This window comes from Streptomyces sp. NBC_00354, assembly GCF_036106915.1.
GTDB lineage: Bacteria > Actinomycetota > Actinomycetes > Streptomycetales > Streptomycetaceae > Streptomyces.
Map to the genome: position 1 here is coordinate 838298 of NZ_CP107983.1, position 19132 is coordinate 857429.

19 protein-coding genes and 2 pseudogenes are annotated in these 19132 nt (G+C 69.4%); 11 read left to right on the forward strand and 10 right to left on the reverse strand.

What is annotated here, in order from left to right; genetic code table 11:
* Nucleotides 1–11: 11 nt before the first annotated feature.
* On the forward strand, nt 12–197 hold the full coding sequence (locus OHT74_RS04040; RefSeq protein WP_328619345.1) for a hypothetical protein: 186 nt from the start codon (nt 12–14) through the stop codon (nt 195–197).
* A gap of 525 nt (nt 198–722) precedes the next feature.
* The gene (locus OHT74_RS04045; RefSeq protein WP_266998895.1) at nt 723–2045 is read left to right on the forward strand and encodes a hypothetical protein; all 1323 of its coding nucleotides are present in this window, start codon (nt 723–725) and stop codon (nt 2043–2045) included.
* A gap of 37 nt (nt 2046–2082) precedes the next feature.
* On the opposite strand, the gene OHT74_RS04050 is transcribed toward OHT74_RS04045, so the two are convergent.
* Nucleotides 2083–4257: a transglycosylase domain-containing protein gene (locus OHT74_RS04050; protein ID WP_266998894.1), complete on the reverse strand. Its 2175-nt coding sequence runs from the start codon at nt 4255–4257 to the stop codon at nt 2083–2085.
* Nucleotides 4258–4476: 219 nt separating this feature from the next.
* Between OHT74_RS04050 and OHT74_RS04055 the strand changes: the two genes are divergently transcribed.
* Complete coding sequence (locus OHT74_RS04055) at nt 4477–5616, forward strand: amidase domain-containing protein (protein ID WP_443047269.1); 1140 nt, start codon at nt 4477–4479, stop codon at nt 5614–5616.
* A gap of 168 nt (nt 5617–5784) precedes the next feature.
* Here the strand turns inward: OHT74_RS04055 and OHT74_RS04060 are convergent.
* A pseudogene (locus OHT74_RS04060) lies at nt 5785–6090 on the reverse strand (SulP family inorganic anion transporter); the annotation flags it as partial.
* Between the two features lie 90 nt (nt 6091–6180).
* Nucleotides 6181–6663, reverse strand: coding sequence for a pyridoxamine 5'-phosphate oxidase family protein (locus OHT74_RS04065; protein ID WP_328619346.1), 483 nt, complete (start codon nt 6661–6663; stop codon nt 6181–6183).
* A 212-nt stretch (nt 6664–6875) separates the two neighbouring features.
* Here OHT74_RS04065 and OHT74_RS04070 point away from each other — a divergent pair, with 212 nt between their 5' ends.
* From OHT74_RS04070 to OHT74_RS04080, 3 genes are all read left to right on the forward strand, one after another.
* Nucleotides 6876–7340 (forward strand): Crp/Fnr family transcriptional regulator, encoded by a 465-nt coding sequence (locus OHT74_RS04070; protein WP_328619347.1) that lies wholly within the window; start codon nt 6876–6878, stop codon nt 7338–7340.
* Between the two features lie 24 nt (nt 7341–7364).
* The gene (locus OHT74_RS04075; RefSeq protein WP_328619348.1) at nt 7365–8009 is read left to right on the forward strand and encodes a CBS domain-containing protein; all 645 of its coding nucleotides are present in this window, start codon (nt 7365–7367) and stop codon (nt 8007–8009) included.
* A gap of 104 nt (nt 8010–8113) precedes the next feature.
* Nucleotides 8114–8818: a response regulator transcription factor gene (locus tag OHT74_RS04080; RefSeq protein WP_328619349.1), complete on the forward strand. Its 705-nt coding sequence runs from the start codon at nt 8114–8116 to the stop codon at nt 8816–8818.
* Between the two features lie 19 nt (nt 8819–8837).
* On the opposite strand, the gene OHT74_RS04085 is transcribed toward OHT74_RS04080, so the two are convergent.
* From OHT74_RS04085 to OHT74_RS04105, 6 genes and pseudogenes are all read right to left on the reverse strand, one after another.
* Nucleotides 8838–10568: a sensor histidine kinase gene (locus OHT74_RS04085; protein WP_328619350.1), complete on the reverse strand. Its 1731-nt coding sequence runs from the start codon at nt 10566–10568 to the stop codon at nt 8838–8840.
* A gap of 73 nt (nt 10569–10641) precedes the next feature.
* Entirely contained in the window at nt 10642–10914 is a 273-nt protein-coding gene (locus tag OHT74_RS04090) for a DUF1918 domain-containing protein (protein ID WP_443047271.1), read from the reverse strand.
* A gap of 2 nt (nt 10915–10916) precedes the next feature.
* Nucleotides 10917–11852 carry an HAD-IC family P-type ATPase gene (locus tag OHT74_RS04095; RefSeq protein ID WP_443047686.1) on the reverse strand — a complete coding sequence of 312 codons (936 nt, stop codon included), beginning with the start codon at nt 11850–11852 and terminating at the stop codon, nt 10917–10919.
* Between the two features lie 46 nt (nt 11853–11898).
* Nucleotides 11899–11985: pseudogene (locus OHT74_RS42075) on the reverse strand (hypothetical protein); the annotation flags it as partial.
* Between the two features lie 7 nt (nt 11986–11992).
* On the reverse strand, nt 11993–12856 hold the full coding sequence (locus OHT74_RS04100; RefSeq protein ID WP_328619352.1) for a universal stress protein: 864 nt from the start codon (nt 12854–12856) through the stop codon (nt 11993–11995).
* Nucleotides 12853–13761 carry a universal stress protein gene (locus tag OHT74_RS04105; protein WP_328619353.1) on the reverse strand — a complete coding sequence of 303 codons (909 nt, stop codon included), beginning with the start codon at nt 13759–13761 and terminating at the stop codon, nt 12853–12855. The genes OHT74_RS04100 and OHT74_RS04105 overlap by 4 nt, the downstream gene beginning before the upstream one ends.
* Nucleotides 13762–14004: 243 nt before the next feature.
* On the opposite strand from OHT74_RS04105, the gene OHT74_RS04110 reads away from it, so the two are divergent.
* The 5 genes from OHT74_RS04110 (at nt 14005) to OHT74_RS04130 (ending at nt 18216) form a co-directional block, all read left to right on the forward strand.
* Nucleotides 14005–14655: a CBS domain-containing protein gene (locus OHT74_RS04110; RefSeq protein WP_328619354.1), complete on the forward strand. Its 651-nt coding sequence runs from the start codon at nt 14005–14007 to the stop codon at nt 14653–14655.
* 34 nt (nt 14656–14689) lie between these two features.
* Nucleotides 14690–15577, forward strand: a complete 888-nt coding sequence (locus tag OHT74_RS04115) for a universal stress protein (RefSeq protein WP_328619355.1) — start codon at nt 14690–14692, stop codon at nt 15575–15577.
* 13 nt (nt 15578–15590) lie between these two features.
* A complete protein-coding gene (locus OHT74_RS04120; protein WP_328619356.1) occupies nt 15591–16205 on the forward strand; it encodes a CBS domain-containing protein in 615 nt (204 codons plus the stop codon).
* A gap of 115 nt (nt 16206–16320) precedes the next feature.
* Entirely contained in the window at nt 16321–17199 is an 879-nt protein-coding gene (locus OHT74_RS04125; RefSeq protein ID WP_328619357.1) for a universal stress protein, read from the forward strand.
* A gap of 24 nt (nt 17200–17223) precedes the next feature.
* Nucleotides 17224–18216 (forward strand): Acg family FMN-binding oxidoreductase, encoded by a 993-nt coding sequence (locus tag OHT74_RS04130; protein ID WP_328619358.1) that lies wholly within the window; start codon nt 17224–17226, stop codon nt 18214–18216.
* 23 nt (nt 18217–18239) lie between these two features.
* Here OHT74_RS04130 and ppk2 read toward each other — a convergent pair whose 3' ends face one another.
* Complete coding sequence (gene ppk2, locus OHT74_RS04135; protein WP_328619359.1) at nt 18240–19034, reverse strand: polyphosphate kinase 2; 795 nt, start codon at nt 19032–19034, stop codon at nt 18240–18242.
* Nucleotides 19035–19132: the final 98 nt, after the last annotated feature.

The window sequence follows — 19132 nt, forward strand, 5'->3', positions numbered from 1 at the left end:
CCGGTGCAAGGATGCGTTTCCCTCCCTGGCTGAAGCCGGGGATACCCACGCAAGATCAGGGATGGACGCCTCCCACCGCTCCGCCGGCCCCCGGCAGCATCAAGCTCGTCGTCGCCGCCAGTCCCGTCGGGACCACCATCGAGTGGTACGACAACTCACGCAACCAGAGCTACGACCTGTGGTTTCCCCACCCCTGAGACAGAAAGGTCAGCACGAAACCAGCACCGGAATGCGGCGTGGCCCTGTGACGCCGTGAGGCAGTGAGGCAGTGAGGCCGCACAGCCAAGCAGCACGAAGACACCGTCGCTCATGACCTCCCCAGGTGGTCGACCACGCGAACAGGGGTGGCTGGGCGCACTCGTGGTCGGGTGTGGCTGATGGACGCCAGCGACCGGCCGGACGAACTGATCAGCCTCGGCCCGCTCTAGTCGGCGAGCGCGTCGGCAGCGCCGCCCTTCGCCGGACAGGTCGACGCCCCCGTCCAATACTCACCTGACCACTCGTCAGTGACGACGACATCGGGTCGCATTCGTCCGAACACGGCCACAGCCCCTGAGGCCGGGGCCCCGTCCCCGAGGCGGGTACCCAGTGGGGGGCTGTGAGTTGGCTGTGAAGCGACGGGTTGAGGAGGCTGGAGTGTGGGATGAGTGCGGACAAGTTCTATATTCGTATGAACCATCCACACGCGGCCCGGCTGCGGGGATCTCAGGGAGACGACTGCGATGGCCGACACCGACACCGCTCCGGCTGCCCGGGCGGAGTCCCGGAGTTCCCGCAAAGTACGGAGGAAGGCGCAGAACCGCAGACGCCTGGGCGTAGGCATCGCCGTGATCGCCATAGCCGGGGCCACCGCCGCCGCGTTCGCCTTCACGAGGAGCGGTCCCGAGGGGGCCGCCCAAGGCGATGCGAAGCTCGGGGCTCCGGGCGGTGCGGCCGACGGGGCCGCTGCCGCGAAGAAGGCCGAGGAGGCCTGGGACGGCAAGGTCAAGGTGCTGGGAGACGGCTCGACCTCCTACACCGGGCCACAGCCGGGACAGCTCAAGCCCGAGCGGCTGAAACCCGGGGAGAAGCCGCCGCAGTTCGTGGTGTTCTCCTGGGACGGTGCGCTGGAGGGCGACGACCACCTCTTCTCTCACTTCCGCCAGGTCGCCCGCGAGAACAAGGCTCACATGACCTTCTTCCTCACGGGCATCTACCTGCTGCCGGAAAGCAAGAAGACGCTATACCGGCCGCCGCAGCACAACCAGGGTTCGGCCGCCATCTCTTACCCGACCGTCCCGCACGTGAAGGGCACGCTCGAGCAGTTGCGCGGCGCCTGGGGCGACGGCGACGAGATCGGTTCGCACTTCAACGGGCATTTCTGCGGGCCCAAGGGCGGCGGGGACTGGAGCCCCGCCGAATGGAAGAGCGAGATCGACCAGACGTATTCGTTCGTCAAGAACTGGAAGACCAACACCGGTTTCACCAAGGAGGCGCCGCTGCCCTTCGACCCGGACCGGGAAGTGGTCGGAGGCCGGGCGCCCTGCCTGGAGGGCCAGAAGAACCTCCTGACCGCGATCAAGCCGTACGGCTGGCGCTACGACGCGAGTTCCGCGGGAGACTTCCAGCTGTGGCCGTCCAAGCAGGACGGCATCTGGAACTTTCCCCTGCAGCTCGTACCGCTGCAGGGCAAGGAGGTGCAGGTCCTCTCCATGGACTTCAACTTCCTCTTCAACCAGTCGGGCGACAGCACACAGGGCGACCCGGCGAAGTTCGCAGCGTGGCAGGCGCAGACCCGGGCCTCGTATCTGAACGGCTTCAACCGTGTCTACAACGGCAGCCGGGCGCCCATGTTCGTCGGCAACCACTTCGAGGACTGGAACGGCGGCATCTACATGAAGGCTGTCGAGGACGTGATGAAGGACGTCTGCCCGCGCCAGGACGTCCGCTGCGTGTCGTTCCGGGAGCTGGCGGACTGGCTCGACGCGCAGGACCCGAAGGTCCTGGCCCAACTGCGCACGCTCGACCCCGCGCAGGCACCGGACTGGGCTTCGCTCATCAAGTAGACGGGGGCCCGGGGCCGGGCAGCGTGCGCTGCCCGGCCTACTTCACCGCCTTGATGTAGTCGGTCCATAGACGCACCGCCCGCTCGCTGCCGGGCGTGCCCGGGGCGTCGCCGCCCAGTCCCGTCAGCGGCAGCGGCACCAGGTCGGTCAGCGACATCCGGTAGACCACCACGGCCGTGGACTCCTGCTCGGTGCTCGCAACGAACCAGCCCGCCGTATTCGCGGCCGTCGTTCCGGTCTTGCCCGCCGCCCCGGCGTGCGCCTTGCCCGCCGTCTTCGCCGAACCCTCGGTGACCGCATCCCGCAAGGCGTCCGTCACGTCCTGGGCGGTCTTGGCCGTCACGGCCCGGCTCGGCTGCGGCATGTCGAGCGGGACTGCAGAGCCGTTGCGGCTGGCCGAGCGCACCGAGTAGGGGTCGGTGTGCATGCCGTCGGCGGCGAAGGTCTCGTAGGCGCCGGCCATGCGGATCGCACTGGGCATCGAGTTCTCTCCGAGCGCGAACGTGGGAATCCGTGGCCCGAGACTCGATCCGAGCAGGCCTGCGCGCTGGGCGAACGACTGCACCCCGTCGAGGCCCACATCGAGGCCGAGTTGCAGCATGGGAGTGTTGACGGAGTTGGCGACGGCCTGGCGCAACGTCACCTGGCCCCAGTTGCGACCCTCGTCGTTGCGTCCCTTCACCACCTTGCCGCTGCGGTCCCAGTACGGCCCCTCGGGCGTCTGCACGGTGACCTGGTCGTCGCCGTCGTACGTGGTGGAGGGGGAGACGGGCGTACGGGTCTTGCCGCGTGAGCGCAGCACCCCTTCGTCGAGCGCGGCGGCGTAGACGATCGGTGTGAACGCCGTGCCGACCGGGATCGTCGTCGCGTTCGACTCGTTGAAGCCCTGCTTCAGATAGTCGGGGCCGCCGTACACGGCGAGCAGCCGCCCGTCGGGGGAGACGCTCGCCGCGCCGATCTTCGCGTGTTTGTCCGTGTCGGGACGCCGCTCGGCGTCGAAGTCCTTCTGCGCCTTTTGGACGGCAGAGGTCAGGGCCGTCATGCGGGTCCGGTCGAAGGTCGTGTAGATCTGGTAGCCGCCGAGGTCGAAGTCGGAGTCCGTGATGTGGCCCGCCTTGATCGCGTAGGCCTTGGCCAGCTCGACCAGATATCCGGTCTGCGCGCCTGGAGTGCCGGGGAGGGCGGCCCCCAAGGGCTCGGGGAATGTGGTGTAGGTGGCGCGCTCGGCGCGCGAGAGCCGGCCGGTCTCGACCATGCGGTCCAGGATCCAGGCCCAGCGTTCGACGGCCCGCTCGTGGTTCTCCTTGCCGACGGCCGGGTCGTACAGCCCGGCGCCCTTCAGGAGGGAGGCCAGGAAGGCGCCCTCGCTGGCATTGAGCTGCGAGACGTCCTTGCCGAAATACGCCTGGGACGCGCGCTGGATCCCGTATGTCCCGCGCCCGAACCAGCTGGTGTTGAGGTAGTCCTGGAGGATCTGCTCCTTGTTCCGCTGGTTGTCCAGTTTCACGGCGAGCAGGAGCTCGGTGAACTTCCGGGACATCGTGCGGTCCTGGCTCAGGTAGGCGTTCTTCACGTACTGCTGCGTGATGGTGGACCCGCCCTGGGTCTCGCCCCCCGTCGCCGCGGCGCCCAGGGCGCGCAGGACGCCGGACGGTGACACGCCGGGATCCGAGTAGAAGCTCGCGTTCTCGGCAGCGAGAACGGCTCCCTGGACCTTGGGAGGCACCTTGTCCAGCGGCATCTCCTGCCGGCTGACCCAGCCCGTCCGGGCCATCGTGGAGCCGTCGGCCCAGTAGTAGACGTTGTCCTGCTGTGTGGCGAACGAGTTGAGGTCTTCGGGTATGTCCGTGGTCGCGTAGGCGTACGTGATGAAGCCCGCCAGGGCTATGAACGCATACAGGCAGGCACCCAGCCACTGACGCCAGGAGGGTATCCACCGGCGCCAGCCACTGCGGCCCGGCCTCGGGAAGTCAGGTCGCAGGCGCCGCAGTTGTGTGCGCGCCGCAGCGGCGGCCGGTGCGAGGGCGCCTGGCCGGCCGGCCGCCGCCTGGGGCCGACGGCGCGTCCCGGTCTTCCTCCGGCGGCCCGACGGGGCTCCGCCGCTGCCCTCCGGAACCGCCCGCCTGCCCCACGATCGCCCTCTTGCGGACGTATCCTGCCTGCCCACTAGGAATGCCCCCTTGCTGTGCTTTCCTGCATACCCTAGAGGCATTTGCTGTGAGGTCGGCGTGGTGGCATCGGCTTCCGGCCGCGAGGTACGGCGCCAGTAGCGGAAGGTGACAACCGGAGGCAGGTCGCCCTGCGCTCGAGGCGACTCGTGTCAGGTGACCGTCGACGAAGCGGAACGCGCCGAAGGAGACGAAGGAGCCGCCTGGTTGTGCGAAGATTCCGTCCCCCGGTTCGTGTGGACCGGGGGACAAGGGGAAAAGCAGTGATACCAAAGAGGTTCAGGCTTGCCGTCGGCGCAGCCTTGACCGTGACCCTGTCGTCCGCGACGCTGTTCGCCTACTCCGCGAGTGCGGGTTCCGGGCCCGAGGCAGCCGACCGCGCGACCGTCGACGCCTTCGCCCGCATAGCCGACGACGTGCTCTCCCAGCGCACCCAGGCTCTGGTCGAGGAGCAGCCGGGACACCGCAACTCCGGCCCGTCCTCCGCGAAGACGCGGATGTCGGCCCAGCTGAAGAAGGACGAGGACGCCGCGATCTCGTCGCTGCAGTCCCGTAAGACGCGCCTGGCGGCGCTCGGCGAGGCCTACACGGGTGCCACCACCCACGTCGCCGTAGACCGGGCCACGATCACCGGCGGGAAGGCGACCGTCGAGGTCTCCGAGGACACCACGCTCACCTACAAGAAGCTGCGCGGGGACGAGCCGGCCACAACCGACTTCCGGACGCGCTACGAACTGACCCTCACCAGCAAGCGGGGCGGTGCCTGGGAGCTGACCTCGATCAAGTCCCAGGACAACGGCCCCGTCGCGATCAACGAGCCCGTGGCGGCCAAGACGAACGTCGCCAAGGACGACGGCAATCAGTATCCCGACGGCACCCCCGCGTCCACCAAGTACCCCGCCCCGGCGAAGCCCAAGGCGAAGACCGGCGGTGCGTACGACTACGCGGCCATGGCCAAGTACGCGGAGAAGTACTGGAGCAGTTACAACCCGGCGTACCGCAAGTTCAGCGGCGCGGGAGGTGACTGCACCAACTTCATCAGCCAGGCGCTCAAGGCGGGTGGCTGGAAGACCGTTCCGGGCTCCACGACGGACTACCGCAACTGGTCGTACGACGGCACCCGCCAGACCGACTCGTGGGTCGGCGCGAACGAGTGGGCATGGTTCACGCTGTCCAACAAGCGGGCCGCCAACCTGGCCAACGTCTACCAGACGGACGTCGGTGACATCGTGCAGGTGGACTTCAACAGGGACGGGTCCAAGGACCATTCCATGATGGTGACGTACCGCAGCAACGCCGGAATGCCGTACCTCACCTACCACTCCACCAACACCTACCGTAAGTCGCTCGCGAGCATCATCGCGTCCTACCCGGACGCGATCTACTACGCGTACCGCACCTGAGGGGTTCCCTTCGGCTTCTCCTGCCGCGGAACCCCCGCGGCAGGAGAAGCCGGCCAGGATCACCGCAGGAAGCCGCCAGGTGACCGGTCTCCACGGAACTCCCCCATACGCGCCCGGGACTTGTGGACCAGCACCGCCCTTCCGCATCGGGTGCAACTCTGCAATTTACCGGGCTGGGTCACCGGCCGCGAGCGGGCCCACGGTCACGGCGGTCATCAGGGCGGTGGTCGACTCCGGGCCGACGGACAGCAGACGCGAGGACCCGCTCAGGGCGTAGAGGACCATCGCCGGGAGAGCCGCAAACAGCCCGACGACGGGCGGCAGCCGGCAGCCGGCAGCCCCGGCGTAGGCCATGACCTGAGGTACCAGATAGGCGGCGACCGTGATCCCGGCCAGCACGTCGCCGCGCAGCCAGCTCCTGCGGTAGCCGTGGAAGGCGGGCGGGACCACACTGATCCGTCCGTGCTTCGGCATGGCGCCTCCGGGGCTCCCTGCGGGCGTGTGAGGCACGATCGTGCCGCGCGGAGGGGCACAGGGGCGTGAAGCGCGCACGCGGGCAGACGGCTACGGACTGTCCTCCCTCAGGCGGAATCCGGTGACCAGGTCGGGCCGGATCCGGATGGCGCCCGATCCGGTACCCACGGCCCAAGGCTGGAGCAGGCTCGCGTAGCGCTCGATCTCGGCGGGGTCGGTGACGGCAGCGGCGTAGCCGGTCGCGACCACGCTCCATCCCAGGTGCGACTGCGGATCGATGGCGTCCGCTTCGTACGCGACGACGATGCCTGCGTCTTCCTGGGTCGCGAGCAGGGCTGCGAGCGTCGAGCCGTCCTGAACGCGGACGATGATGTCACCCGCGTCGAGAAGGTGGCTGACCGGACGAACGGCGGGCAGCGCGTGCCGGGTGAAGACGATGCGCCCCAGCTCTACGGAACCCAGCAGCTTCAGCGCCTCGTCGGTAGGCAGGTCCTCCACGCGCCGCTTCGCCGTCCGCAGGGCGGCCGGAGTGGGGGCCGGAGTGGGGGCCGTACCGACTCGATGGCTCTTCATCGTGGGCACCTCGGTCGAGCAGGAGGACGTCGGTCACGCATCCGTTGTGGGCTCGGCGGCAGCGGCCGCAGAGGGAGGTCTCCTGCCAGGGTCTCCGGGGTGCACTCGTTCGGACATGGGCCGTTCGGACCACAGAGGGGGCCACAGGGCCCATGCCCGGGAGGGACCGGACCCCCAAGACTGGAAGCACACTCGAACCACGGAGGCCGTTCATGAGCACCACCTCCTCCACTCGCATCGCCACGGCGCTGCCCGCCGATTGCCGTTCCCAACTGATGGAACTGGCCCACGAGGTCAATTTCGACGAGGGGACGCATCTCTTCCGCGAGGGCGGTCACGCCGACCGATTCTGGATCGTCCGGTCCGGCACCGTGGCCCTGGACGTCCACGTGCCCGGCCGGCGCGCCGCCGTCATCGAGAGCCTCGGCGCCGGCCAGCTGGTCGGCTGCTCGTGGCTCTTCAAGCCCTACTCCTGGCGCCTGGGCGCCGAGGCGATGACGCCCGTCCGCGCGTACCAATTCGACGCGGAGCGCGTACGGACGCTGATGGACGCCGACGCCGCATTCGGCTCGGCCCTGGGCCACTGGGTCGGGGAGGTCCTCGCCCACCGGCTGCAGGCGGCCCGAGTCCGTCTCCTCGATCTGTACGCGCCCTACGGCAGCGGCAGCTTCCTCTGACCCCGTACGGCGAAGGAGCCGGTCATGCCCGCATCCCGCTACACCGTCAGTGACGTCATGACGCACACCGCGATCGCCATCGGCCGTGAGGCGTCCTACAAGGAGATCGTCGAGCTGATGCACCAGTGGAAGGTCAGCGCGGTTCCCGTACTGGAGGGTGAGGGCCGGGTCGTCGGTGTCGTCTCCGAGGCGGACCTCCTGCCGAAGGAGGAGTTCCGGCAGACGGATCCCTCTCTGCCCAGTCAGCTGGAGGAGGCATCGAAGGCCGCCGCGGTGCTGGCCGAGGAGCTCATGTCGAACCCGGCGATCACCGTGCATCCCGACGCTCCCGTCGCCGAGGCAGCGCGGATCATGGCCCGCAAGGGCGTCAAGCGCCTGCCGGTCGTCAACGCGCTGGACATGCTGGAGGGCGTCGTAAGTCGCAGCGACCTCCTGAAGGTGTTCCTGCGGCCCGACGAGGAGCTTGAAGAGGAGATCCGCCAAGCCGTGCTTGCCGAATTGGCACCCGGTACGACCTTGAATTTCGTCGTGCAGGAAGGCGTCGTCACCTTGTACGGCCCGCTGCGCGACCGCACCCTGGTACCGCTTCTCGCACGAGCCATCCGTACGGTCGAAGGTGTCGTGGACGTCAGGATGGACCTGGACCGCGCGCTCGGTGCAGCTGCCTAGTCCTGACCGTCGGCAAGTACCTGGCCGCGCCATGGGGTGCATTGCATTCCCCACTGAGACAATCCGACTGCAGAAACGAATTTCGGACCAAACCAGGGGCGATCATGGCCGACGATTCGAACACCTCCGCCGAGCCTCCGATCAAGGTGTTCCTCCTCGACGACCACGAGGTGGTCCGGCGCGGACTCCATGACCTCCTCGACGCCGAACCGGACATCACCGTCGTGGGTGAGGCGGGCACGGCTGAGCAGGCGCTGGCCCGCGGACCGGCACTGCGTCCGGACGTCGCCGTGCTCGACGTACGTCTCCCCGACAGCGACGGGATCACCGTCTGCCGTGAGCTGCGCTCGCGCATGCCGGGCCTGGCTTGTCTGATGCTGACCTCGTTCGACGACGAGGACGCCCTGCTGGACGCCATCATGGCCGGTGCCGCCGGATACGTGCTGAAGCAGATCAAGGGCTCGGACCTCGTCTCCGCGGTGCGGACGGTCGCAACCGGCCAGTCCATGCTGGACCCGGCCACCACCGCCCGCCTGATGCATTCACTCCGCGATCCGGACGTGGCCAAGGAGCCCGAGGACGCCCGGCTTGCCGGTCTCTCCGAGCGGGAACGGGCGGTGCTGGCACTCATCGGCGAGGGCATGACCAACCGGCAGATCGCCAAGCGGCTCTACCTGTCGGAGAAGACGGTCAAGAACCACATCTCGCGGCTCCTGGGCAAGCTGGGCGTGGAACGGCGGGTCCAAGCGGCCGTGATCGCGGCCCAGGTCCACGAGCACGAGCACGACATCGGCGACCCGAAGCACTAGCCAGGTCGACAGGCGCAGGTCACGACGACGGAGGTTTCAGCGGTACCCGCCATTCCAGATGGGTCCCCCGCTCCCCCGCACCCCGCGCAGCGACCGCCATGCTCCCACCGAGCTTCTCGGCGCGCTCGGCGAGGTTGCGCAGTCCGCTCCGCCGGCCGCCGTCGGGCAGGCCGATGCCGTCATCGGTCACCGTGACCGTCAGGGTGCCGTTTGCCGCGGCGACGGAGACCTCCGCTCGGGTGGCGCGCGCATGCCGGGCGACGTTGGTCAGGGCCTCTCCGATGACGGTGAGGACCTCTTCGGCCACGGCCACGGGAACGTCGGTGTCGATCAGCCCTTCCATGCGCAGTGCCGGGGTGAACCCGAGGACCGCGGCAGCCTCGTCGATGGCCTGGACGGTTCGGGAGCGCAGCTTCAGTGGCGTTCCGGGCGCTTCGTGTTCACGGAGCCCGAAGATGGTGGATCTGATGATCTTGATGGTGGCGTCGAGGTCGTCGACGGCCCGCGCCAGCCGTTCGGAGGCTTGGGGATGGTCTACGAAGCGTTGCGCACTCTGGAGGGTCATGCCGGTGGCGAAGAGGCGCTGGATGGCAAGGTCGTGGAGGTCGCGGGCGATCCGGTCGTGGTCCTCGAGCAGGCTCATCTGCTCGGCGTCGTGGCGCCGGTCGGCCAGTTCCAGGGCGAGGGCTGCCTGACCGGCGAAACCGGCCAGGGGGGCGACCTCCGCAGGGGCGAACACGGGGCGGCCGTGACGCCTGGCCAGCATCATGACGCCGCTGAGCTTCTCCTTGGTGCCGACCGTGACGGCGACGGCCGGGCCGAAACCCGTCCAGCGTGCGGTCACGGTGACCCTTTCGTCGGTCGCCACGTCCGTGACCGTGATCAGGCCGTCGTTGGCGAGGGCGGCTTCGGCGAGGGTGCCCTCGGTACTGGGCAGGATGATGTCGCGGTGCGCCTCGGCGCCTTCTCCCAGGGCGAGGGAGCCGCGTAGTTCTCCCGTGGGGCCGAGGAGGTAGAAGACGCCCATGTCCGCGCCGGCGATGTCCTTGGAGCGCTCCATCATGCCCTCGAGGACCTCGTCCCGGGGAGTGCCGGAGAGCAGGGCGCTGGTGATGTCGGAGCTGGCCGCCAGCCAGCGCTCGCGCAGCCGGACCTCCTCGAAGAGCCGGGCGTTCTCGATGGCGATACCGGCCGCGACGGCGAGGGTGGACAGGACTGCTTCGTCCTCCTCGTCGAAGTCGGTGCCGCCGCGCTTCTCGGTGAGGTAGAGGTTGCCGAAGACGTCCTCGCGGACCCGGATGGGGACGCCGAGAAAGGAGTGCATCGGGGGGTGGTGGGCCGGGAAGCCGTACGAGGCGGGGTGCTCGGAGAGCTCGGAGAGCCTCAGCGCTTCCGGGTGACGGATCAGCTCTCCGAGGATGCCGTGGCCGGAGGGCAGGTCGCCGATCTGCGCGCGGAGCTCCTCGCTGATGCCCACGGGAAGGAACTGGGCGAGCTTCTGGTCGTCGCCGATGACGCCGAGGGCCCCGTATTCGGCGTCGACAAGGACCACCGCGGCCTCGACGATGCCGCGCAGTACCTGGGGCAGGTCCAGTTCACGGCCGACCGACATGACGGCTTCGAGCAGGCCGTTCAGCCGGTCCCGGGTGCCTCTGACCTCGTCCATCCGGACCTGGAGCTCGTCGAGCAGTTCGTCCAGCCGCAGCCGTGGCACGCCGCTTCCCTGGGCGGACCGACCGCCTGCGCTCATGTCCCACCTCCGGGCGGCAGCAGCCGTGGGTGCCGCTTCCTTCACGGTAGTCCCGGCCGGGTGGGCGTGCCGTTCAACCGGTTCGGCCAGCTTCGTACGGGCGCCGCGGTCGGGTGGGCGGCGCGGGAGCCTCGTGCAGGTGCCGGACGTGCGCGTCGGGGCCGGGGAAGAACACCGTGGTTCGTCCTGAGTCGGACCAGCGCACGTCGTAGGGCGGGGTGCCATCCGCGTGGTGCAGGGCGATGACCTCCCCGTCGCGACCCGGCGTCCCGACGGTGGGGCTGCCCACGACGATCTGGTCGCCCACTTCGGCGTGGATCCCGTTCCCGGGGGTGTACATGTTCATGATCATGGCTTTCTTCGGAATGCGGCCCGCAGGAGCCGGGCGGCGAGGAACGCGGAGATCGCGGCAGCTGTCGCCGGCCAGAGGCCGTACCATCCCACCGGCTGGGTCTCCAGCAGCGACTGCAGGGCAGGGGTCCGGCGCAGCTCGGCCGGCTCCGGGCAGCCGGCTTTGGCAGCGGCTGCCAGCAGTGCGGCTTCCATGGGGTCTCCGACGGCCGTCCAGACGTCGGAACTCTCCCCCGGCGGCCTCAGGCCTGCGTCATTGCACAAGAACACCGTAGTGAGCAGTTCCCGCACCGATCGCAGCTGCTCGGCCGTGAGAGGGCGCCCTTCGATGTCCAAGTCCCCGTAGGGCTCATATCCGGCGCCGGACAGGCCGACCGCGCCGGAGGGAAGCCATACCTGCTGGACGACCATGCGGCCCTCGGTGAGAGTGCCGGTCTTGTCCGTGGCCAGCACGCTCACCGAGCCCAGCGTCTCGACGGCGGGCAGGCGCCTCACCAGCGCCCGACGGGCCGCCATGCGGCGGGCGCCCGATGCGAGGGCGAGGGTGACCACGGCGGGCAGCAACTCGGGCACGGCGGCGACGGCAAGGCTGATCGCTGTGACGGCCATCGTGCCCAGCGCGAGCCCGCGCACGAGGCCCAGGGCGAAGAACAGCACGCACAGGGCGAGGGTCGCGGCGGCCAGGATGCGGCCGAGGGAGGCGAGCCTGCGCTGGAGCGGTGTCGGCTCGTGACCGCCGTCGAGGAGCGCCGCGATGCGGCCGAGCGCGCTGGCCCCACCGGTGGCCGTGGCGCGGGCGACACCCCGGCCGCGCACGACGACGGTGCCGGCGCTCACCGTCCCGCCCGAGGTCTTGTCGACGGGTTCGGATTCGCCCGTGATCATGGATTCGTCCGTCAGGAGCGAGGACGCCTCCGTGACGTCCGCATCGATGGATCGGTGTAGGCGGGAGCGGTGCCACCTCGTTACGGCCGTACTGGGCCAGTCGGCGTTCGGCCTCGGTCTGTGTCAGTCCCGTCGGGGCGGAGGAGCCGACAGAGACAGTGTCGATCGCTCGGACGGTCATCGCAGGCTCAACCGGTGGGGACGGTGATCACCGGGCAGTGCGCACGGTGCAGGAGGCCGTGGACGACGGATCCGATCCGCATGCCGGTGTATCCGCCGCGTCCCCGGCGGCCCACGATGACGGCAAGCGCGTGCTCGGCAGCCCGGGCCAGTTCCTCAACCGGGTGGCCGGTGAGGACCTCGTGGGTGACGTGAACGTCCGGATATTTGTCGGACAGTCCGGCGGTGGCCTCGGAGAGCAGGGTGCGCTGTGCCCGCAGTGCCACCTCCTCTTGGTCCAGCATGATCAGCGGCCGCTGCCAGACGCAGACGACCCGCAGCGCCGCGCCCCGAAGGTCGGCCTCGTCGAAGGCGAAGGCCAACGCGGCCGTGGCGGACGCGCTGCCGTCGATACCCGCGACGACATAGGGCGGTTGCTGGCTGATGTGCTCCGCGTCGCCCACCACGACGACCGGGCATGCGGCCTGGGCGGTGACGGGGACCACGAGTGAGCCGGCGCTGAAGAACTCCGCAGTCCGGCTCAGATGGCGGGAGCCGAGCACGACCATGCGGGCGTCCCGCGCCGCGCCACCGAGGACGGGGGCGGGGAAACCGCCCAGCAGATCCGCGGTGACACCCAGCTCGGGGTGGCGGTCGCGCACCCAGTCCTCGGCCTGTGCCAGTCTTTCGGCCCCTGCCCGCCGCAGGGACATCTGGTCAGGGATGCCGTCTACGTGATGGGTGTCGTGCTGGGGAGGCACCGCGAGCGCCAGGCGCAGCGGCAGCCGGCGCCGTTGTGCCTCGTCGGCGGCCCAGGCCAGGGCAAGGTGCCAGTCCCTGACCGGGTCGACGCCCACGACGATGTCCCGGGTTCCTGCTTGGTGGCTGGTCATGACTGACTCCCGAAGTCGCTGCCTATCCGGGGGATGAGCAGGACGGGGCAGTGGGCGTGGTGGACCAGGCTGTGGGTGGTCTTGCCCAGGTTGGGGGCGAGTCCGAGGGGTCCGGGGACCCGGCGGCCGCCCATGACGAGCAGGTCGGCATGGCGGGACGCCTCGACGAGGACGCCGGCCACGGAGACGCTCTTCTCCGCATCTGCGTCCACATCCACTTCGGGGAACTCCTCACGGATCACGTGCATGACGGCCCGCAGGGTCTCTGCGTGCCCGCCCGCGATCTCGTCGATGCCGTCGAGCATGCTGACCACCTCGCCGACGGACTGGAGCACGTTCCACACGTGCAGCAGCCGCAGCGAGGCCTTGTGCAGTTCGGCTTCCCGGGCGGCGTACCGGGCGATCAGGAGATCGTGCTCGTCGCGCACGGCCGCGAGGACGCTGCCGGTCTCCTCGGCCCCGTCGACGCCTCGGACGACGATGACGGGCGTCGAGGCGATGGCCGCTGTATCCAGGCCCACAGAGCCGAGCATGAGGGAGTTGAAACCGCCCAGGCCGCGGTTTCCCACCACGATCGTGCCGTGCATCCCGCCGGCCCGGTGCAGGCTGTCGACGGCGTTCGCGCGGCTGAATTCCGTGGTCACGTGCAGGCCGGGATACTCGGCCGACACGGCCTTCGCCGTGTCGTCGAGGAGCTCCCGACCGTTGACGCGGACCCGTTCGATGGTCTCCGCCGACAGGTACAGGGCCCGGCCGTCGGTGTCGGCGCCGAAGACCATGTGCAGGGGGCGGTCACGACGTACGGCCTCCCGAGCCGCCCACAGGGCGGCGCTGCGGGCCGACTGCGAGCCGTCCACGCCGACGACGACCGAGCTGGTGTCCGGGGTACGGAATGCGCTTTCCACGATTCCTCCCAACCGAGAAGCCGATGAGGGACACCACTCACGCTGGCACCGTCGGTGCTCCCGGGACGAGGGCCGCCCGGGACCACCGCCGGGACCAAAGGTCCCCATCACCCCGGCTGGGCCCTTAAGGGCCACAGGACGGGACCGTTCGGCCCTCGATCACCGGAAGGCCCCGACGGATGGTGGGGGCAGACCCCACGGCGGACATCGGCCTCGCGTGACACGGCGGAGCAGGAGGATCTCATGAAGCACATGAAAGTGGCGGACCTGATGGCCGACGAGGTCGCCTCCGTGACGCCGGACACCACCTTCAAGGACGTCGCGAAGCTCCTCGCCCAGTACGACATCACGGGAGTCCCGGTCCTGGACGACCAGGACCGTGTCGTGGGAGTCGTTTCACAGACGGACCTGCTGGCGCACACGGCCCGGCACAACAGCGAAATGGCCGTGCCGCCCAGCGCGGGCGACGTCATGTCCGCGCCCGCGGTCACGGTCCACCCCGAAGAAACAGTGGCCGACGCCGCCCGACTGATGACCCGCCGGAGCATCGAACGCCTCCCCGTCGTGGACGTGGAGGACCGGCTCGTCGGCATCGTCACCCGCCGGGACCTGTTGCGCACGTTCCTGCGCCCGGACTCCGAGATCCGTCGGCGAGTGACCGACGAGGTCCTCGCGGAGGTACTCCGTGTGCCGGCCGGTGACGTCGACGTGCACGTGGTGGACGGCATCGTCATTCTGGACGGCCAGGTCGAGCTCCGAAGTCAGCTCCCCGTACTGCGCAACCTCGTCGATCACCTCGACGGGGTCGTCGCCGTGGCATCGCGCGTCACCGCCCGAACCGACGACACGGCAACAGCTCAAGCCGACCATGCTCGCCATGCGATGCCGTGGTGACGAGGCGCCCTGCCGCGGGAAGGAAGTCCCAGCCATGAAGGACCGTGTGAGCGTCGGAGTGCACGGCTCCGAGGAGAGCCGGGCAGCAGCTCGCTGGGCCGCGCAGGAGGCCGTCGTGCGGCAGGTGCCACTGCGAGTGGTGCACGCGGTCGACTGGCTCCTGGACCCCGTTGTCCCCGGTCTGGACCGGCAGGACGCAGAGCAATGGGCGGACCGGGCCCTGACAGAGACCTCAGAGGAACTGCACCGGCGCCATCCGCAGCTGGAGATCACCACGCGCAGCCTCAAAGGCCGACCGGCGGCCGCCCTCGCCGCGGAGGCCGCCGACGCCGGGCTCCTGGTACTGGGCTCCCGCGGCCTGGGCGGGCTGGTGGGTTTCATCATCGGCTCGGTGGCGATGTCCACTCTGGTCGCAACCGACACCCCGGTCGTTCTCGTGCGCGTCGCCGACGACCCGAACGGCCCGGGCACCGGTTCGAACGCCGAGGTCGTCGTGGGTGTCGACATCCACGAAACCTGCGACCAAGTACTCGACTTCGCCTTCGAAGAAGCCGCCCGGCGCAACTGTCCGCTGCGGGCCGTGCACGGCTGGAAGACGCCTTCTGCCTACAACTACGTCCCCCTTTTCGCCTTCCCGTGGTCGACGAGGACGGCCGCCCGGTCGGTCTCGTCATGCGGCGATCTTCTGAAGGTCTACTTGCGCCCGGACGAGGACATCGGCGCCGATTTCCGCGAACTGATCATGTACCAGCTCATTCCGCACGGTTCCACCGAGGTTTACGTCCACGTGGCCAACGGCATCGTCTACCTGCGCGGGTCGCTGCCGGACCCCACGCTGGAGGACGTCGTCGTGCGCGCCGCCGGCACCGTACCGGGCGTCGTGGACGTCAAGGCGGATTTCACCGCCCCCATGCCCGCATGAGAGGACGGCCGCCATGAGGCACCGCAGTGTCGCAGACCTGATGACGCCCACCGTCATCACCGTCCGGCGCGCGACCGCCTTCAAGGAGATCGCTCGGCTCCTGAAGGAGTTCGACATCACCGCCATGCCCGTCGTCGACGAGACCAGGCACCCTGTCGGTGTCGTCTCCGAAGCCGACCTGCTCCGTCGGCGGCCCGCTGGCGGTGCGAGAACTGCAGAGGAGCTGATGACGAGCCCGGCCGTCACGGCACGGCCCGAGTGGAGCGTGGTCCGCGCGGCCAGGGTCATGCAGCGACACCAGGTCAAGCGGCTACCGGTCGTCGACTCGGACGGACGTGTGGTCGGCATACTCAGCCGCAGCGATCTGATCCGACTTTTCCTGCGCCATGACCACGCGATACAGGAAGAGATCCTCGAGGACGTCCTCACCCGGACGCTCCACCTCGCCCCTTCGGCCATCACCGTCGAGGTCGAAGACGGCATGGTGACGCTGAGTGGCACCCTGCCCCAGCCCGGAGTCCTGCCCGTGATCGTTCGCCTCTGCCAGAGCGTCGACGGAGTCGTCGACGTCGACAACAGGCTGACCCGGACCGAGGCCGGGGCCGGGGCCGGGGCCGAGCTGAACTGAACTGAACGGGCAAGGAGGGCCGATCGGTCCCCGGTTGGACCGCTCGGGCCCTCCCACCGGCACGACAAGCGGAACAGTCTGGAAGCAGCCGACCATCGGCTCCAGGAGGAACACCATGTCGAACCGGATCACGGGAGGTCTGGACGGATCGAGCGCCGGCAGCGCCGCAGCCGACTGGGCCGCCCACGAGGCCGAACTGCGCGGCGCGGCGCTGGAACTCGTCCACGCGGAGGACCGGGCTCAGTACGGGCCCTTCGCCGTCCCGCTCCCCGAGCCGCGTCAGCAGTGGGCGGAGGAACTCCTTTCGCACACACGTGACCGGCTGCTGCGCGAACACGGCACGCTCGACATCAGCACCCGCGGCACCGAAGGACTCGCGACCTCCAAGGTCCTCGCCTCGGCCGCATCCGATGCGGACCTGCTCGTGCTCGGCTCACGCGGTCTCGGGTCCGTCGCCGGGTTCATCGTGGGCTCGACCAGCACGGCGACGATCCCCGAGACCGACACTCCCGTCGTCCTCGTGCGCTCCGTCGACGGCCAAGACCGTCCGCCCGTGAACTCGGACGATGCCGGGCCGGTGGTACTCGGAGTGGACTTGCGCAGCAACTGCGGCAGGCTACTCGCCTTCGCCTACGAGGAAGCGGACCGCCGGGCCTGCCCGCTCGTCGTCGTACACGGCTGGTCGCTCCCGCCGGTCTTCTCCTACGCCCCCGTCCTCGACCCCGGCGTCGAGAAGGAGATGGCCGACGGACTTGAGACCACTCTCCCTGAGCTGCCGAGTCCCTGGGAGCGGAAGTACCCGCGACTCGCCGTCGACGCACGCGTCGTCATCGGTCAGCCCGCCATCCATATCCTGGACGCCGTGTCCGGCGCGGCACTCGTCGTGGTTGGCCGGCGTATCCGCCGTCCGGCACTCGGCGCCCGCATCGGCCCCATCACCCACGCGGCGATGCACCACGCCACCTCACCTGTCGCCGTCGTGGCGCACAACTGAGGCCGCACAGAGAGGACCAGTCCCGTGACCGCAACACACCTCGACCCCGACACCGTCATCCAGCTCATCGGCGACGCCGTCACCGCCCCGTCCATGCACAACGCGCAGCCATGGAAGTTCGTGTTCCACGTCGGCAGCGGTGCCCTCGCCCTGCACGGCGATCCGGAACGCGCAATGCCCCGGACCGACCCGGATCACCGTGGCCTCCACCTCGGTTGCGCCGCGGCGCTGTTCAACCTGCGCGTGTCCGCAGCCTGGATCGGCCTCCCCGTCCGTGTGCAACTCTTGCCCGACGACGCCGAACCATGGCTGCTCGCCACGGTGACCATCGACGACTCGACGGGCCCGGCCCCCGAGCTGGCCTCCCTGCACGACGCCGTCCGGCGCCGGCACACCAGCCGGTACCCCTTCAGCGAGGAGCCGGTGCCGACCGCGCTGCTGGACGGTCTGTGGGCCGCGGCCCACTTGGAGGGCTGCCGGCTCACCGTCCCGGACACCTGGCACATCGACACCTTGCTCGGGCTGGTACGAGATGCCGAACACCGCGAGGAGATCGATCCGCTCGCGCAGGCGGAAACCGCGGCCTGGACCTCCCACCCGCAGAGCGCTACGGGCACACCTCGCGACGGCATTCCCGCCGCCGCATTCGGCCCCAAGGCTTCCGGCGGCCGCACGCCTGTGCGCGACTTCGGGTGGGCCAACCCGATACCGGATCGCGGTTGGGCCGTGTTCGAGAAGCGGCCACAGCTGGCTCTGCTCAGCACCGAGGGGGACACGAGAGCCGACTGGCTGCGTGCCGGCCAGGCAATGGAGCGCGTCCTTCTGCAGGCCACCGCTGACGGCCTTGCCACTTCGATGACGTCCCACCCACTGGAATGGCCGGAGCTGCGGTGGACGGTGCGCGACCCGGTCGCCGCCATGGGACACGTACAGATGGTCTTCCGTCTCGGATACGGCCCGGCAGGCCCCGCCACGCCTCGCCGTCCGGTCTCCGAGGTACTGGAAATCCGGGAGTAGACACCATCAGTGTCTACCGCGGTTCAGTCCTTCCCAAGGGTGGCCGCGTGGTCGGGTACGGCGGTCTGCAGGTCCTTGGACGGACGCTCGTAGCCCGTGGACCGGGGCCTCGGCGGCAAGGTCAGCGACGGTACGGCCACGTCCGCATAGGGAACCGAGGACAGCAGATGGGCCATCATGTTGATCCGCGCGCTGCGCTTGTCGTCGCTCTCGACCACGTACCATCGGGCATCCGCCGTGTCCGTGTGGACGAGCATCTCGTCCTTGGCCCTCGAGTACGCCTCCCAGCGCGTGAGGGACTCCAGATCCATCGGGGAGAGCTTCCACCGGCGCAACGGGTCCTGCGCACGGGCGCGGAACCGCTCCTCCTGCACCGCGTCGCTGACGGAGAACCAGTACTTGCGGAGCAGGATCCCGCCCTCCACCAGCATCCGCTCGAAGACCGGACACTGCCGCAGGAAGAGCTGGTGTTCCGCGGGCGTGCAGAAGCCCATGACGTGCTCGACCCCGGCCCGGTTGTACCAGCTGCGGTCGAAGAGGACGATCTCGCCGGCGGCGGGCAGATGCTCGACGTAACGTTGGAAGTACCACTGGGTACGCTCCCGCTCCGTCGGCGTGGGCAGCGCCGCGATGCGTGCGACGCGGGGGTTGAGGTGTTCGGCGACCCTCTTGATCGTGCCTCCCTTGCCCGCGGCGTCACGCCCCTCGAAGACGACGACCAAGCGGGCGCCTTCCGCGCGCGTCCACTCCTGGAGCTTGACCAGCTCCGTCTGGAGCCGCAGCAGCTCTCTCTCGTAGACCGCCTTCTTGAGGCCCATCGCCGTCTCCGCCCCTCTGCCGTCCGGTTCTGCGATCAAGTCAGTCACGGACGGCGGCCGTGCGCAACGACGCCCCTCACGCCTCGGCGTGTCGCGCC

What these genes read in the sequence shown, in the direction of transcription:
- OHT74_RS04115 (WP_328619355.1), top strand. Translation starts at nt 14,690, where the DNA reads ATGAAGGACCGTGTGAGCGTCGGAGTGCACGGCTCCGAGGAGAGCCGG.
- OHT74_RS04080 (WP_328619349.1), top strand. Translation starts at nt 8,114, where the DNA reads ATGGCCGACGATTCGAACACCTCCGCCGAGCCTCCGATCAAGGTGTTC.
- OHT74_RS04075 (WP_328619348.1), top strand. Translation starts at nt 7,365, where the DNA reads ATGCCCGCATCCCGCTACACCGTCAGTGACGTCATGACGCACACCGCG.
- OHT74_RS04120 (WP_328619356.1), top strand. Translation starts at nt 15,591, where the DNA reads ATGAGGCACCGCAGTGTCGCAGACCTGATGACGCCCACCGTCATCACC.
- OHT74_RS04110 (WP_328619354.1), top strand. Translation starts at nt 14,005, where the DNA reads ATGAAGCACATGAAAGTGGCGGACCTGATGGCCGACGAGGTCGCCTCC.
- OHT74_RS04125 (WP_328619357.1), top strand. Translation starts at nt 16,321, where the DNA reads ATGTCGAACCGGATCACGGGAGGTCTGGACGGATCGAGCGCCGGCAGC.
- OHT74_RS04040 (WP_328619345.1), top strand. Translation starts at nt 12, where the DNA reads ATGCGTTTCCCTCCCTGGCTGAAGCCGGGGATACCCACGCAAGATCAG.
- OHT74_RS04050 (WP_266998894.1), bottom strand. Translation starts at nt 4,257, where the DNA reads ATGCCTCTAGGGTATGCAGGAAAGCACAGCAAGGGGGCATTCCTAGTG.
- OHT74_RS04100 (WP_328619352.1), bottom strand. Translation starts at nt 12,856, where the DNA reads ATGACCAGCCACCAAGCAGGAACCCGGGACATCGTCGTGGGCGTCGAC.
- OHT74_RS04065 (WP_328619346.1), bottom strand. Translation starts at nt 6,663, where the DNA reads ATGAAGAGCCATCGAGTCGGTACGGCCCCCACTCCGGCCCCCACTCCG.
- ppk2 (WP_328619359.1), bottom strand. Translation starts at nt 19,034, where the DNA reads ATGGGCCTCAAGAAGGCGGTCTACGAGAGAGAGCTGCTGCGGCTCCAG.
- OHT74_RS04085 (WP_328619350.1), bottom strand. Translation starts at nt 10,568, where the DNA reads ATGAGCGCAGGCGGTCGGTCCGCCCAGGGAAGCGGCGTGCCACGGCTG.
- OHT74_RS04070 (WP_328619347.1), top strand. Translation starts at nt 6,876, where the DNA reads ATGAGCACCACCTCCTCCACTCGCATCGCCACGGCGCTGCCCGCCGAT.
- OHT74_RS04090 (WP_443047271.1), bottom strand. Translation starts at nt 10,914, where the DNA reads ATGAACATGTACACCCCCGGGAACGGGATCCACGCCGAAGTGGGCGAC.
- OHT74_RS04045 (WP_266998895.1), top strand. Translation starts at nt 723, where the DNA reads ATGGCCGACACCGACACCGCTCCGGCTGCCCGGGCGGAGTCCCGGAGT.